The sequence below is a fragment of the Hymenobacter sp. M1-2 genome (assembly GCF_057808495.1).
Map to the genome: position 1 here is coordinate 77,352 of NZ_JBTYZO010000026.1, position 14,647 is coordinate 91,998.

Annotated in this window: 11 protein-coding genes; 6 read left to right on the top strand and 5 right to left on the bottom strand. The window is 59.9% G+C overall.

The features are described 5' to 3' along the window. Positions 1 to 9: 9 nt before the first annotated feature. The 5 genes from ACYSMN_RS21385 (at position 10) to ACYSMN_RS21405 (ending at position 6,036) form a co-directional block, all read left to right on the top strand. Positions 10 to 1,434, top strand: coding sequence for a sensor histidine kinase (locus ACYSMN_RS21385; protein ID WP_488925954.1), 1,425 nt, complete (start codon positions 10 to 12; stop codon positions 1,432 to 1,434). 120 nt (positions 1,435 to 1,554) lie between these two features. After that, positions 1,555 to 3,216 (top strand): NAD(P)/FAD-dependent oxidoreductase, encoded by a 1,662-nt coding sequence (locus ACYSMN_RS21390; RefSeq protein ID WP_488925955.1) that lies wholly within the window; start codon positions 1,555 to 1,557, stop codon positions 3,214 to 3,216. A gap of 689 nt (positions 3,217 to 3,905) precedes the next feature. Then, complete coding sequence (locus tag ACYSMN_RS21395; RefSeq protein ID WP_488925956.1) at positions 3,906 to 4,742, top strand: metallophosphoesterase family protein; 837 nt, start codon at positions 3,906 to 3,908, stop codon at positions 4,740 to 4,742. Then, a complete protein-coding gene (locus ACYSMN_RS21400; RefSeq protein ID WP_488925957.1) occupies positions 4,742 to 5,359 on the top strand; it encodes a hypothetical protein in 618 nt (205 codons plus the stop codon). Before ACYSMN_RS21395 ends, ACYSMN_RS21400 begins: the two co-directional genes overlap by 1 nt. 95 nt (positions 5,360 to 5,454) lie before the next feature. Then, the gene (locus tag ACYSMN_RS21405) at positions 5,455 to 6,036 is read left to right on the top strand and encodes a hypothetical protein (RefSeq protein WP_488925958.1); all 582 of its coding nucleotides are present in this window, start codon (positions 5,455 to 5,457) and stop codon (positions 6,034 to 6,036) included. 59 nt (positions 6,037 to 6,095) lie between these two features. On the opposite strand, the gene ACYSMN_RS21410 is transcribed toward ACYSMN_RS21405, so the two are convergent. Beyond that, positions 6,096 to 7,451, bottom strand: coding sequence for a lysophospholipid acyltransferase family protein (locus tag ACYSMN_RS21410; protein ID WP_488925959.1), 1,356 nt, complete (start codon positions 7,449 to 7,451; stop codon positions 6,096 to 6,098). A 352-nt stretch (positions 7,452 to 7,803) separates the two neighbouring features. On the opposite strand from ACYSMN_RS21410, the gene ACYSMN_RS21415 reads away from it, so the two are divergent. Then, positions 7,804 to 8,688, top strand: a complete 885-nt coding sequence (locus ACYSMN_RS21415) for a hypothetical protein (RefSeq protein ID WP_488925960.1) — start codon at positions 7,804 to 7,806, stop codon at positions 8,686 to 8,688. Positions 8,689 to 8,854: 166 nt separating this feature from the next. Here the strand turns inward: ACYSMN_RS21415 and ACYSMN_RS21420 are convergent, their stop codons facing one another. The 4 genes from ACYSMN_RS21420 to ACYSMN_RS21435 all read right to left on the bottom strand — a co-directional run bounded on the left by ACYSMN_RS21420 (position 8,855) and on the right by ACYSMN_RS21435 (position 14,211). After that, the gene (locus ACYSMN_RS21420; protein ID WP_488925961.1) at positions 8,855 to 9,976 is read right to left on the bottom strand and encodes a chorismate mutase; all 1,122 of its coding nucleotides are present in this window, start codon (positions 9,974 to 9,976) and stop codon (positions 8,855 to 8,857) included. A 51-nt stretch (positions 9,977 to 10,027) separates the two neighbouring features. Next, complete coding sequence (locus ACYSMN_RS21425) at positions 10,028 to 11,239, bottom strand: pyridoxal phosphate-dependent aminotransferase (protein ID WP_488925962.1); 1,212 nt, start codon at positions 11,237 to 11,239, stop codon at positions 10,028 to 10,030. 47 nt (positions 11,240 to 11,286) lie between these two features. Continuing rightward, the gene (locus ACYSMN_RS21430) at positions 11,287 to 12,117 is read right to left on the bottom strand and encodes a prephenate dehydratase (RefSeq protein WP_488925963.1); all 831 of its coding nucleotides are present in this window, start codon (positions 12,115 to 12,117) and stop codon (positions 11,287 to 11,289) included. Between the two features lie 474 nt (positions 12,118 to 12,591). Continuing rightward, positions 12,592 to 14,211, bottom strand: coding sequence for a vWA domain-containing protein (locus ACYSMN_RS21435; protein ID WP_488925964.1), 1,620 nt, complete (start codon positions 14,209 to 14,211; stop codon positions 12,592 to 12,594). Between the last annotated feature and the right edge of the window lie 436 nt (positions 14,212 to 14,647).

Sequence of the window (14,647 nt, forward strand, 5' to 3'; positions counted from 1 at the left end):
GGTTGCTTCATGATTCTCCGTTCATTGCCCGTTATGTCCGTCGTGCTTTCTCATCCTGATTTGGCCATTGTGCCCATTTTTGCCGACCTACCCGCCGAGGTACTCGATTGGCTCGTCTCGAATGGGGAGCGGATTCCGTATGCGCCCGGTGAGGAAATTTTTCGGCCCGGCGCACCCGCCGAATTTATGGTGGCTATTCTAGCGGGCGGCATGCAGTTCTTTGCTATGCGCAATGGGCAGCGGGAGCCAGGCTTCCGGGCCGAAGCGGGCCAGATTACGGGCGTGTTGCCCTATTCGCGCCTGCGCATCATCGGCGGCTACGGTATCGCCGTTGGCGATACGGTGCTGTACATGCTGCACCGGGACCGGTTTCCGGAGTTGGAGCGCGTGAGCCCAGAGCTGGTGCAGCGCTTGGTCGGGGTGATGAGTGATCGGGCCCGTTCCGAGGCCCGCAGCCAGGAGCGCGACGACAAGCTGCGGGCCTTAGGCAAACTCTCGGCGGGCTTGGCGCACGAGCTCAACAACCCCGCCGCCGCTATTGTGCGCGCTGCCGAAGCTTTAACGCAACGCGTAACCAGCACGCCCGATCTGCTCTGTGACCTGCTGCAACACTGCCCCGAACCGGAGCACTTGCATAGCCTGATGGAGCTGGCCAACAACCCGCCGCCAGCTGGCCCGCCACTTTCCAGCTTGGCGCGCGCTGACCGAGAAGATGAACTAACCGACTGGCTGGACAGTCAGCAGGTGCCCGATGCCTACCAGTTGGCGGGAGGGCTGCTCGATGCCGGTTTGACCGTGGATCTGCTCAGCGAAGCCGCCGCTCCTTTGCCGGCTCCGGCCCGCCCGGCCGCCCTGGCTTGGCTGGAAGCGCAACTCACCACGCTGCGGCTCATCAAAGACGTGCAAGAGGCAGGCGGCCGCATCAGTACGCTCGTGGGCAACGTGAAAACCTACTCCCACATGGACCGCGGCGGCGAGTACGCCCCGCTCGATGTCCACACCGGCCTCGATAGCACCGTGAACATGCTCAGCTACGCGCTACGGGAGAAAAACATCGAACTCATACGCGACTACGCAGCTAACGTGCCGCTAGTCCGGGGACAGGTCAGCAGCCTCAACCAAGTCTGGACCAACCTCATCGACAACGCCATTGATGCCCTGCCGCCCGGTGGCGAAATCACGCTCCGCACCCGCTTCGACGGCGAGTTTGTGCGCGTGTTCATTATCGACAACGGCCCCGGCATTCCGCCCGACATTCTGCCCCGTATCCTGGAGCCTTTCTTCACCACCAAGCCCGCCGGCGAAGGCTCCGGTCTGGGCCTCGACATTGCTTTGCGCACCTTGGAAGCGCACAACGGCAAGCTGGAAGTGCGCTCCGAGCCCGGCCACACCGAATTTTGCGCCTGGCTGCCGGTGGGGCGTTCAGGGGACTAAAGGGCGCGAGCCGTGAGGAAACACTTGCAAGCAGTTTGTGCAACGACTGCCGAATAAGCTCCTCCTTTATCGCGCCACTACCTCACCGCCCCGCCCATTTACTCCTTCACCCATTCCAACATGGCTACTGAAAAGAAACCTATACTCCTTGCCGTCGATGATGACCCGCAGGTATTGAATGCCATTGACCGGGACCTACGCACCGAATTCCGACGCGACTACCGCATCTTGCGCGCCTCGTCGGGCGAAGAGGCCCTGACGACGCTGCGGGAGCTACAAGCCCGCGAAGAACCCGTAGCCCTGATTCTGGCCGACCAGCGGATGCCGGGCATGGAAGGCGTGGAACTACTGACGGAAGCTCGCACCGTTTTTCCCGATGCCAAGCGGGTACTGCTCACGGCCTACGCCGACACTGAAGCAGCTATCCGGGCCATCAACAATGCCCGCCTCGACCACTACCTAATGAAGCCCTGGGACCCGCCCCAGCAACTTCTTTACCCCACCCTCCACGACTTGCTCGAAGCCTGGAAGATTGGCTACCGGCCCCGGTTCAAGGGTGTGCGGCTCATTGGTTTTCAATGGTCGCCGCTTTCGCATGAGCTCAAGGACTTTCTGGCCGGCTACATGGTGGCTTACCAGTGGCTCGATTTCGAAACCAACCCCGAAGCCCAGGCTTTACTGGCCTCCAAAGGCTTGACTTCCGCTGATCTGCCCGTTGTGGTGCTCGAAGACGGGACCACGCTGCCCAAGCCCTCCGCCACTGATATTGCCACGCGCATTGGCCTCACGGTGCAAGCCTCGCAGGAACTGTACGATGTAGTGGTGATTGGCGCGGGCCCGTCGGGGCTGGCAGCAGCAGTGTACGGAGCTTCCGAAGGACTCAAGACTCTCATTATTGAGCGCCAAACCCCTGGTGGCCAAGCCGGTACCTCGTCACGCATCGAAAACTACCTGGGCTTCCCCACGGGCCTGAGTGGCACCGAGCTAGCGCACCGGGCCTGGGCGCAGGCGGTACGGCTCGGCGCCGAGTTTCTGGCCCCGCAGGAAGTACGAGATATCTGCGTGCAGGATGGCTACAAAGTTCTGACGCTCAGTGATGGTAGCACCGTGCGCACCCGCGCCGTAGTGCTGACCACCGGCGTGAGCTACCGTACGCTCGATGTGCCCGGCATGGACCGACTCAGCGGGGCCGGCGTGTACTACGGCGCCGCCCGCACCGAGGCCCGCTCCTGCGACGAGCAAGACGTTTACATTGTGGGCGGCGGCAACTCGGCGGGGCAGGCGGCGATGTACCTGGCCACCTACGCCCGGCAGGTATACATCGTCATTCGGGGGGCCAGCCTGGCGGCTTCTATGTCGGCTTATCTGATTGAGCAGATTGCGGGTACGCCCAACATCGAGATTCTGCCCTTCACGGAGGTGGCGGAAGTGTGCGGACAAGATCATTTGGAGGCCGTGGTGCTGAAATCTAATGGACAACTGGAGAAACGGCCGGCGCGGGCGCTGTTCGTTTTTATCGGGGCCAAGCCGAGCACGGAGTGGATGTGCAATACCGTTCTTTGCGACGGCAAAGGCTTCGTGCTTACGGGCCGCGACCTAGTGACGGATCCACGTTACGCTAGTTCTTGGAAACACAACCGGGAGCCGTTCTTGCTCGAAACCTGCGTGCCCGGCGTCTTCGCGGCCGGCGACAGCCGAGCCGGAGCCATGGCCCGCGTGGCTTCTGCCGTTGGTGAAGGCTCGATGGCCATCAAGTTTGTGCACCAGTACCTGGACGAATAAATAGGGGTAAGCTGCCGTAGCAGACGGCGTGAGACCTTATTTCAGTGGAAACGCCAAAAAAAATTACTGGCTCTTTGGCGTTGATTTTGGGCGCGTAGACACGATAAAAGGTGACCGAATGGAAACGGTACCTGCATAATTCCTTCTGACGATGCCATAGAATAGTTTTTTGGGCAACAACCCGAGCTACTCTTTGGTATATACGCCCGGCGCTATCTGCCCTAGGCTGCGCCGTACCTAGCGTTTTCGACCTGACTCATGTCTTTTCTACCTTGGTTTGATGGCACTGGCTGAATCAGCCAAGCTGCTCCACAGCGGTGAGCTGCTATAGCTCAGCTCCACTCCATTTCAAGTTTTCCGGCCCGTTCAGTCAAGCATTCAAGTAGTTGAGTGCTTGACTGAACCTGTGGAATTGCCCGCCGGCTTCGCTTGGGATTTCTGACGGTTCAACTGCCAGTCGAGACAGTTCACCCCCCATAGACTTTGGACGAGAGCTGGCTGGCCCCACCTTTGGCTGTTGCTGCTTCTGAGCAGACTTTCCACCTTCCTTTTCACCCAGATACGGCGCGTGCTGCTTCCGGCGCTTGCACGAATTGTCAGCCTCCGTCTGAGGCCGACAAGCTGACGAAGACAAGCTCCCCAAGCCAGTCGACCACAGCGAAGCCGTATACATTTTGTGGTTTTGTAACATGCTTACCACCTCTCTGATTCGATTTAGCGCCTTAGGCTGTGCGGCCTTGGCGTTGCTGAGCGGCTGCGAGCTGCTCGAATTCAGCCCGAGTGATTTCCGGGGGCCCAAGAGCCAAACCAACCTAACCCAGAAAAACCTGGACCGTCTGGCCGAGCATCCGCTGCCACCCGGCGACACGCTCCGCTTTGTATTTACCGGCGACTCGCAACGTTTCTACGAGCAGGCCGAAGCCTTAGTGAAGAGCGTAAACCAGCAGCCCGGCCTGTCGTTTCTGCTGGTAGCCGGCGACATTTCCGACTTTGGCCTGGCCCGCGAAATGCGCTGGGTAGATGAGCGGCTGAGCAAACTCAATATTCCCTACGTCACGGTTATCGGCAACCACGACCACGTGGGCAATGGCCGGGCGGCTTACCAACGCATATTTGGCCCCCTCAACTACTCCTTCGTTTACGGCGACACCAAGTTCACGCTTATAGACACCAACAGCCGCGAGTACAACTTCAACGGGCGCATTCCCGACGTGCCCTGGCTGCAACAGCAGGTGAGCAACTTGGACGGCGCCCGGCGGCAGGTAGTGGTGTCGCACGTGCCGCCCCAGGACCTCGACTTCGACCAGAACCTGACGCCGGCCTATACCCGCACCTTAGCTGAGGCGCCCAAAATAGCCTTCGAGCTAAACGGCCACCGCCACGACTTCAGCATCGGGGAGCCTTTCCAGGACGGCGTAACGTACATCAACTCCTATGCTTTCGAGGAAAACCAGTACGTGATTCTGACGCTCTGGAATGATGCCAACGACCAGCCGCAATTCCGGCTTAAAAAGGTACTGTTCTGATGCGCCGGCTGCTGCTGCCGCTGCTTTTGCTTTGCGCGGCCTTGCCCACCTCGGGTCAAGAATCCCCCACCTCTTCTGCCCCAGACTCGGCCCTGCCTTGGTACCGGCCACGCCACCTCGTGCTGCAAACGGCGGGCGGCCTAGGCATGGTAGCTGGCGGCGCCGGCTACAGCTTCTGGCGCGACCGAGGCGAAACGGACATTCTTATAGGCTACGTGCCCAAGAAATACGCCGGCTCCGCGCTCAGCATTTTCACCGCCAAGTTTCTTTACACTCCCTTCACGGTGCCAATAAGCCGAAAGTTTGAGTTGCGCCCACTCTCGGTTGGAGCCTACGTGAGTTATACCCACGGCACCATCAACGATGAAGAGAAAGGCCAGTACACCAAAGGTTACTACTGGTTTTCCACTGACACCCGCGTGGGCCTACTGCTGGGAGGCCGCCTCTCGTACCTACGTCCCAGTGGCCCCACGGGCCGGCCGCGCCGTATCTCCGCTTACTACGAACTGGGTACCAACGACTTGTACTTGTTCAGCTTCTTCCCCAACGGCAACTCCAAGGCCCTCAGCCCTCTCGACATCCTAACGCTTGGCTTGGGCCTAAAAGCCGAATTCTAAGCCTTCTGATAGCTATGCTTGGTCAACCACTCTCATCATGCCCTGGGAAGCAACTGCTCATTGCGTTTGGGGTGAGCCTGTTTGGTTTGGTACCCATGAGCAACGCTTTGGCCCAGACGCAGATGCAGCAGGACATCAAACCCCCGCTGGCGGCGCGGCGGGGCATTCCGCTTTTTTTGAGCGTACAGATTGGGGGCGGTGCCGGCATGGTAGCAATAGGGGGTGGACTGCGTTTAGCCAGCCAACGCTTGGAACCGGAGGTGCTAGTGGGGCGGGTGCCACGCCGGTATAGTGGGCAGCCCCTTACCATTTTCACATTCAAAACCACGTACCTGCCTTCGCTGCCGAAAATGGGTCTGCACTGGCGCGCCAACCCGGGGGTGGGTGGCTATATCAATTACACGACCGGGCCAACCATGCTCGACAGCCACGAGCGAGGCAAGTATACACCCGACTACTATTGGTTTTCCACCAAGGTTCGGACGGGCATGTTCTTCGCGCCGCGCCTTTCCTACGCGGGCATCCGCACCGCGCGGCACCCCGAGCCGCCTTACGTAGCCACCTACGCCGAGCTGGGCACCAACGACTTGTATTTCCTGAGCCGCACCACCAACAAAGGCACTCCCAAGCTCAAGGAAATTCTCACCCTCGGGTTCGGCTCTAAAGTGGCTTGGTGAGAGTTCAGAGCTGAAACCTTAAAACCGAGAAGTTAGACCCTTGGATTGCTCTCCGTTTACTACCTCGCCGCCGCCAAATATGCCTCGCGGGCTTCGTTTAGGAGGCGTAGAATGGTAGCGCGCTGGCGGAGCAGGCCTTCCATGAGTGGGCGCCGCTGCCGGAACAGACGCAAGGCCCGCACCCGCCGCAGCCGGCTGGCTAGTTTGTTCCAGTAATAAAGCGCGTAGAAGCCGGTAAGCGGCAGACTTAAGGCGTAGAGCGTGGTCCAGCGCCAGTCCTGGGTGAAGTGGTGCACCAGCCCAATCTGCAAAGCGTAGCCCAGGCTAAAGGTTATCATCCCGACCACCATCATGATGGGCGCTACGAACTCCACTTCTTTGGTAGCGCGCTTGGCTACCACCGACGGCAGCTTGTAGGGCAAATAATTATTCAGGGCGCCGTACAGATAGATCGGCAGGCCCAGTGCTAATTGAATTGCCGCCACCAAAGCCCGGCTGGCGCGCATGTCGGCGGGGCTAGTGCGTTCCAGCGCTTCGTCGTTGAGGCCCAGGCGCTTGAGTTCCGTGAGGTAGCTGGCGAGCTGCTCGCGGGCTTCGGCCAATTGCTCCGGGGCGTGTTTTTCGAAGTACGCTACGGCTTGCAGCAGCGTGCGGCTCAGCTGAAAATTGTCGTAGAGGGTGCGCGGGTCGTCGTTGATGAGGTGGCCGGTGAAGGTGCGTTCCAACTGCTGCACCAGCTCGTCCTCGGCCGCGTCGCGCGTAATGACGAGGCGCTGCTCCAGGTGGCGGCGGATGTCTTCGGTGAGTTGGTCGGCGGCGGCGGCAGGGTCTTGGCGGTAGGCGGCGGCGTAGTCTGCTACCCGGATTGGCGGGGCCACGTTTATCAGCACATCGGACCGAAACCGTTGCGGGTCGAAGTAATTGATACCCACCGGCAATACCCGCAGACCGAGCTTGAAATCGTGCCGAGCTTCGGCGCCCAATGCAATGCGCGCCGCGCCGGTTTTCAGGGGCCGCAGCCGCCGCTCACTGACGCTGGTGCCTTCCGGGAAAATCATGACCGTGCCGCCCTTGCCGAGGTAGTCGTAACACTTGCCGAAAGTGGCTTCGTTCTGGGCCGCCAATTGTTCGGGCGTGGTGGCTTCGGCGCCGGTATCCACGTCTTGGCGACGATAGATGGGAATGGAGTTGCCGGAGGTGAGCAGGGCCCGGGAAATGGGATTCTTGAAGAAGGTGCTCTTGGCCAGAAACGAAATCGGCTGGCGACGGTTGGCGGCCGTCACGAGCGGGTCCATAAGTGTATTGGGGTGGTTGCTCACCATCAGCAGCGGCCCCGGCGTTTGCAGCCGGTCACGGTGGCGGATTTCGAGGCGGCGAAAGAACACGCGCAGGGCAACCTGCACGAGTGGTTTCATGACGGTGTAGAAGAGCATAGGCGTGAAGTACGGTGGAACCCGGCAGACAGCCAACAACCTCGTTGCTCGCCCTAGAGCAATCTAGGCGTAACAGCCAAAAAAGACTACCCCGGCACAAGCTACAATTCTTCGTGCATCTACACCCAAGCCACTTGTAGCGCTGCTCTTCTCCTTCGTCTTCGGCTTACTGCTCAGCTATACGCTGTTGAGCGGATAAGCCAGTTTCAGAAAAAGCTAGCGGAGAAGTAAGGGAGAAGTAAGCATACACCTAAGAAATTTTTTAATAAATCTGTTTCAATTGCCATGAATCCCGCAAACTCGTATTACCTAGCAGCTCGTATACTCTTAGCATATGCTATCTCGTCTTTTCCTTTTGCTGCTTTTCCTCGGTGTTTCGCCCACTTTGGCAGTGGCTCAGAAGCCTACGGCGGCTCCCTCCGCAGCGGCCGAGGCCGAAGTGTTGCGCAAAGCTTCGCAGCTCATTCTGAACCGCCAATATGAGTCGGCTTTCAAGCTGCTCAATAGCTTCGACTCCAAGCACCGTCGGCCGGCCGTGGCCATCAAGCAAGCCGAGCTGGCGCTGAACTACCATCTGCGCAGCCGCGAGTACGAAGGCTTCGGCTTCGTTGATTTAAAACCCTACGAGCGGCTCGATTCGTTGCGGAATTACTACACCAGAGCCGCCATTCGCTACCCATTTCCGGTGGAGTCGGTGCTCAAAAACCTGCTGAAGCGCTATCCCACCAACTACAAGCTCAACCGGGCCCTCGGCGACTATTACTACCAAGTAGAGCAGTGCGAATGCGCCGAAGCCGAGAGGTCGCCGAAGGAGTTGTACGCACTCATGGTGCGCCACTACGGCATTGCCCACTCCCACGGCTACGGCGACTATGCCTCTTATTACGCGCTTGGCTACGCCCGCATGAGTCAGCGCCGATATGAAGAGGGCGTCGCGGCCTTCAAACGGTCTATTGCGCTGCGTTCCAACTACGCACTATCGCACTACAACCTGGCCTACACCTACATCCGCCTCAACCAGCTGACTAATGCCTTAGAAGAAGCCCGCGCCGCCGCCCGCTTCGCTGAAGATCCCACGTTGAAAGACGACGCCGTTTTCACTGTCGGAGACCTGGAAAAGCGCATAGCCGCGCGGTCCAAAAAGAATAGCAAGGTCAGCAAGAAATCACCAGTTCAAGGAGGCCAGTCGTCGGCAAAAAAAGTCACTAGCTCTCTTTGAAGGTCAGTGTCATGTTTTAGGTCACCGGCCGTGAGCGGGCCTATCAAGCAGAGCCGCGTGTGGCACGGACTTCAGTCCGTAGCCTGTATAAGATATGATGAGGCGGCGGCAGGCAGTCCGAGGGGCTACGGACTGAAGTCCGTGCCACAGATAGAACAGATATACTTCAGCTCACTACCTGCTGACGGCTGATGGACTCGTGGTGGACGGCCGTGAAGTATTGCAGCAAGAAATCCTGCGTCAGACCTAGCGCAGTGCCTTGGCGGATGCCTTTTTCCAGGATTTCCTGCCACCGGCTGGGCTGCACCACCGGCAATTGATGCTGCTTTTTGTACGCCCCGATGTGCTGGGCCACCTGCATCCGCCGGCCTAGCAGCAGCAGAATCTCATCATCCAGATGATTGATCTGGGTGCGTAGCACATCGAGTGCCGCTACGGCTTCGGGCTCGGCTGCTTGCCACACTACATTGTCGAGCAGCGTGGCTAAGTCTACGGGCGTGAGTTGCTGCTGGGCGTCGCTCCAGGCGTGTTCAGGTTGGTGATGAGACTCGATGATAAGGCCGTCGAAGGCGAGGTCGGCGGCGCGCTGAGCCACGCCGGCCAGCGTATCGCGGCGGCCACAGATGTGGCTAGGGTCGCAGAGTAGAGGCAGTTCGGGCAGGCGCTGCCGGATTTCGGTGGGCAGGTGCCACATTGGGGCGTTGCGGAAATCGAGGTTGCCGTAGCTGGAAAAACCCCGGTGAATCAAGCCTAGTTGTGGTCCGTTGGCCCGCGTCAGGCGCTCCACGGCTCCCACCCACAGCTCCGGCTCCGGGTGAATAGGGTTCTTCACGAACACCGGAATATCTACTCCGCGCAACGCATCGGCCAGTTCCTGCACCGAAAATGGATTGCCGGTGGTGCGGGCTCCTACCCACAGCACGTCCACATCGTGTGCCAAAGCGGCTTCCACGTGCGCCGCCGTGGCTACTTCCACTGCCACGGGTAGGCCGGTTAGCTCGCGGGCCCGTTGCAGCCACGGCAAACCGGCCGCGCCCACGCCTTCGAAGCCACCGGGCTTGGTCCGGGGCTTCCAGATGCCCGCCCGCAACAAGTGCACCCGACCTGTAGCAGCCAGTTCCGTGCAGGTGGTTAGCAGCTGGGCTTCAGTTTCGGCGCTGCACGGCCCGGCAATAAGCAACGGCGGGCTACCCGGCACCGGCAGGCGGAACGGCGCGGCCGTAGTTGCGGGTGCGGCGGTGGTCACAGAACGAGGAGCAGTCAGCAGAGAAGAAGTGGCAGCTTGCATGATATCAGGAAGTTGATGACAAGGAGGAGAATGATTTTAGAGAAGAAGGCTTCAGTTGGCTACTAATTCCGGCAGCAGACGGGCGGCGGCAATGCGTTGAGCGGCAGCTTGCAGCGTCGCCTCGGGCTGGCACAAACTCAGGCGGATGTAGCTGTTGCCATTGCTGCCGAAAATTCCGCCCGGTGTCACGAACACGCGGGCGTCCCGCAGCAGGGCGTCGCTCAGCGCGTAGCCATCGGCGAAGGCGGGCGGCACGGCAGCCCACACGAAGAGGCCCGCTTGGCCAGGCTCTACCCGGCACTCCAGCTCTTGCAGCAGGGCCAGCACCACGGCTCGCCGGGTCCGGTAAGTGGCGTTCAGCTCGGCGTACCAGGTGGCGGGCAGGCGCAAGGCCACGGCGGCGGCTTCCTGCACTGGCCGGAACATGCCCGAATCCATGTTGCTGCGGAAGCGGAGCACCGTTTCCAGCACATCGGCGCGGCCTACCAGCATGCCTACCCGCCAGCCAGCCATGTTGTGGGACTTGCTCAACGAATTCAGTTCCAGCGCTACATCTTTGGCTCCGGGCACCGCTAGCAAGCTCATGGGAGGCGCGGCAGCGTCATCGAGCAGGAAGCTATAAGGGTTGTCATGAACGAGCAGGATGCGGTTTTCCCACGCGAAGTCCACTAGTTCCTGGAAGAAAGCCGCATCGGCACGGGTGCCGCTGGGCATGTGTGGGTAGTTCACCAACATCAGCTTCACGCGGCGCAGGTCTTGGCGGCGCAGAGCGGCCAGGTCGGGGAGCCAGCCGTTGGCTTCGTGCAGGTTGTATTCCAGCGTCTGGGCCCCGCAGAGCTGCACCACGGCGCGGTAAGTAGGGTAACCGGGGTTGGGCACCAGCACCATGTCGCCGGGGTCGAGCAGCGCCATTCCGATGTGCATCAGCCCTTCTTTGGAACCCATCAGCGGCATGATTTCCGTGGCTTGGTCCAGGGCTACACCGTAATGCGCGGCGTACCATTCGGCGGCGGCTTGGCGCAGGTCGGGCGTGCCTTGATAACTCTGGTAGCTATGCGCCTCGGGCCGGGCGGCGCCTTCTGTGAGGGCTTGCACCACGGCCGGGTGCGGCGCCAGATCAGGGCTGCCGATGCCGAGGTTGATGATGTTAGCCCCGGCCGCGTTGAGTGTCGCCAGTTCGCGCAGCTTCTGCGAGAAGTAGTACTCATGCGTCTGGGAGAGGCGGCGAGCAGGCATGACGGGCAGCAGATTAGAGGAAATCATGAGCAAGAAGTTGGCGGTATTCCGAGTTGCGCTTTGACAGGTATCGTCTAGTAAGTCAGACCTTTGCAGTACACGCCTAGCACGTGCAGATGGCTGGTGAGCGGAGGCAACATTTGTAGCAGCGTTTCCAGTCGGGCTGGGTCGTCGAACTCCACATCGGCGTGGAAACAGTAGCGCCAGGGCTGCTCCGGTAGTGGGCTAGCTTGCAGCATGGTGAGTTGCAGCTGATGCGCTGCTACGCAGGCCAGCACATCGGCCACGCCGCCGGGAGTTTCTGCCAGATGGAAGCACAGTGAAGCTTTATCGGGGCGGGGAGCGGAGGCGGCTTCGGTGGCGCGCTCGAGCACCAGAAAGCGGGTGTAGTTGTGTTCCACCGAATGAATGTTGGCGGCCAGTATCTCCAAGCCGAACTGCCGAGCGGCTTCTTCGCCAGCCACAGCTGCTACGCCGGTTAGGCCCTGGTCGCGGATGTGCTGGGCACTGCGGCCGGTGTCGTCGGTTTCTACCAGGCGCAGGTGCGGGTGCTGGCCCAGGAACCCGGCGCACTGCCGCAACGCTACCGGGTGCGAGTGCACTTCGCGCAGCTCGGAGAGGGTTTGGCCGGGCAGGGCCAGCAGGTGCTGGCGGATGCGCAAGTACACCTCGCCTGTGACGCGCACTGGCGCTTGGCGCAGCAGAATGTGGTTCTGAAGCAAGCTGCCGGCAATAGAATTTTCAATGGCCAGCAGCCCCCGCTCCGCCGTGCTGCTTACCACGTGGCCCACCACTTCTTCGAAGGTAGAGCAAGCCACCGGCGTGTGCTGGGGGCCGAAGTAGTGACGAGCTGCCAACTGGTGAAAACTGCCGGCAAAACCCTGAAGCGCAATCCGAATAGACATGGGAAGAAAGAAAAGGAGCTGCTGAAGACATGAAAAAAGCCCGCCGGAATCCGGCGGGCTTGCGTGGGTTGCTAGAGGCTGAGGTTTCAGTTCCGGCAAGCACAAGCCCGCTTCTTCGTAAAAAAGAAGTAGTAATAAAAGCGGAAGGCGGCCGGAACGAACTGAAGCATACTAAGCGAAGGCAGAAGACAAAAAAAGCGCCTCTCGGGGTCGAGAGGCGCTGAGGATTTTCGGGGGTGAAAAGCTACACGGCGGCTACTCGACTACGCGGAGGCGTAGAAGAAGTAATAGCTAAAAAAGTAGCGAGCCGTAGGCTGAAGCATGATAATGAGGGGCTTGACGACGGCAAGATGGAAACCCGTTCTCATACTTCCAAATTATTTTTTCAAGTAAAGCATGTTTCTGCAGCTAGAACTAAGGCGAATTCCTCTCCTCGGCAATAAAGGAATTCGCTTGAGTCGGTTATTCCTGCCACTACTCTATTGATGCCCGCTCACTGCTCAGACCAGCAGCCTGCCGCACCAATTCTTTGAACTCGGCGCGGGAACCGTCCTCGTCCGATCCTGTTACGCTACTAGCCAGTGCTCGGGTGCTTTCCCAAGTTGCAGAACCCCGGTACTTAGAGCCACGCAGCAGCAAGCCAAATTGAGTTACTGCGGCCGCAAAACGCAGATTGTCGGAAGCCTGAGCAATGGGCTCGTTGTACCGGACGCCGCGGACCGGCAGCGTGAGCAGGCGGCTGGCGCTGCCCTGCGGCTCCTGGTAGCGCAAATTCATAGTCAGCAGCTCGTTGCTGTTGCTGGCTTTAGCCACGCTGGGGGCTTGGTATTTGAGTGGGTCGATGGTGGCGCTACTGGCATGGGTCGCACCGGTGGGCACTACTTCGTAGAGGGCAGTTACTTGCTGGCCGGCGCCTAGCTCGCCCGCGTCTTTCTGGTCGTCGTTGAAATCCTGGGTCGCCAGCAGGCGGTTTTCGTAGCCGATGAGGCGGTATTCGCGTACCAGCGCCGGATTGAATTCCACTTGCACCTTCACATCCTTTGCCAGCGTGAAAAGCGTGCCGCCAAACTGCTGCACCAGCACGCGCTGGGCTTCGCTTAGGTTGTCGATGTAGGCGTAGTTGCCGTTGCCTTTGTCAGCTAGCAGCTCCATCTTGCTGTCTTGGTAATTGCCACTACCAAAGCCGAGCACTGACAAAAACACGCCCGATGCGCGCTCCTTAGTAATGAGCCGCTCCATATCGGCGTCGCTCTGCTCGCCCACGTTGAAGTCGCCGTCGGTGGCGAGGATGATGCGGTTGTTGCCGGCGGGCCGAAAGTGCTGGCGGGCCACTTCGTAAGCTAACCGCAGACCTTGGCCGCCGGCAGTGGAGCCCCCGGCTTGCAGATCATCTAACGCCGCCAGAATGGTTTCTGGGTCGGAGCCGGGCGTGGGCGGCAGCACCAAGCCAGCGGCGCCGGCATATACCACTATGGACACGTAGTCCTGCGGACGCAACGCCTTGCGCACCAACTCCCGCAACGATTCTTTCAGCAGCGGCAGCTTATCAGGATCATCCATCGAGCCCGACACATCCAGCAGGAAAACCAGATTGGCCGGCGGCAGCTGGGTGGTGGGTACGTCGCGGCCCTGCACGCCTACCAATACCAGCTGATGCTGGGGGTTCCAGGGGCAAGTCGCTACTTCGGCGTTCAGAGAAGCGGGTGCCGAAGCGGGTTGCGGATAGTCGTAGTGAAAGTAGTTGACCAGTTCTTCCAGCCGCACCGCGTCGGGAGGCGGCAGCTGCCGGTCCTGGGTGAGGAAGCGCCGCACATTGCTGTAGGAGGCTCGGTCCACGTCGATAGCAAAGGTGCTGAGTGGCGTGCGCTGGGCGCTCAGAAACTCGTTTTCGTGGATTATAGCGTAGTTCTCGCGGTTTTCCAGCTCAATAACAGTATCGGCAGTACGCGGGGCAGCTAGGTCGGCGGGGGTTGCGGGAGCGGCTTCGACTACCGTTTCGTAGCTCATCTTTTCGGTGGAATATTGCTGGCAAGCGGGCAATAGCCAGGCGCCAGCCAGCAGCCCGCATAGGGGCAGCAAGCGGTTCAGATTCATCAGGAAGAAGATTAGGAAGATGAAAAACCTCACCCAGCGCAGCTACTGGCTGTGCGTCCCGCCGCAACTCGCGACCTTGCGGGGGACGATTCGGGGTCAGGGTTCCTTCGCGACAGAAACCTCAACCTGCCAGAACCAGAGCGGCCGGCCTCGCGGGGCCAACCAGGGGTGAAGTGCAGAACAAGCGGCGCCGCTTGTTCTGCACTTCATACAGCGGAGGCAGCCGACGTAACCCAACAAAACAGCAGTTTTTAAGGACCACCGAAAAGATTGATTCAACGCGCTGAAACGTTCTACAGACAAAGCAATTCCCCAATCCAACTCAGGCATGCATTTCAGCGCTGATAAGTAGTCAGAATATCGTTTAGTGAAACTATGCAGACTAGGTTGTACGGACAATTAGCGCAGCCACAACAAGGCCGCAACGAAATGGACC

Bases quoted from the DNA above. Each gene is read 5' to 3' on its own strand.
- ACYSMN_RS21385 (WP_488925954.1), top strand. From the start codon at position 10: ATGATTCTCCGTTCATTGCCCGTTATGTCCGTCGTGCTTTCTCATCCT.
- ACYSMN_RS21390 (WP_488925955.1), top strand. From the start codon at position 1,555: ATGGCTACTGAAAAGAAACCTATACTCCTTGCCGTCGATGATGACCCG.
- ACYSMN_RS21395 (WP_488925956.1), top strand. From the start codon at position 3,906: ATGCTTACCACCTCTCTGATTCGATTTAGCGCCTTAGGCTGTGCGGCC.
- ACYSMN_RS21400 (WP_488925957.1), top strand. From the start codon at position 4,742: ATGCGCCGGCTGCTGCTGCCGCTGCTTTTGCTTTGCGCGGCCTTGCCC.
- ACYSMN_RS21405 (WP_488925958.1), top strand. From the start codon at position 5,455: ATGAGCAACGCTTTGGCCCAGACGCAGATGCAGCAGGACATCAAACCC.
- ACYSMN_RS21410 (WP_488925959.1), bottom strand. From the start codon at position 7,451: ATGAAACCACTCGTGCAGGTTGCCCTGCGCGTGTTCTTTCGCCGCCTC.
- ACYSMN_RS21415 (WP_488925960.1), top strand. From the start codon at position 7,804: ATGCTATCTCGTCTTTTCCTTTTGCTGCTTTTCCTCGGTGTTTCGCCC.
- ACYSMN_RS21420 (WP_488925961.1), bottom strand. From the start codon at position 9,976: ATGCAAGCTGCCACTTCTTCTCTGCTGACTGCTCCTCGTTCTGTGACC.
- ACYSMN_RS21425 (WP_488925962.1), bottom strand. From the start codon at position 11,239: ATGATTTCCTCTAATCTGCTGCCCGTCATGCCTGCTCGCCGCCTCTCC.
- ACYSMN_RS21430 (WP_488925963.1), bottom strand. From the start codon at position 12,117: ATGTCTATTCGGATTGCGCTTCAGGGTTTTGCCGGCAGTTTTCACCAG.
- ACYSMN_RS21435 (WP_488925964.1), bottom strand. From the start codon at position 14,211: ATGAATCTGAACCGCTTGCTGCCCCTATGCGGGCTGCTGGCTGGCGCC.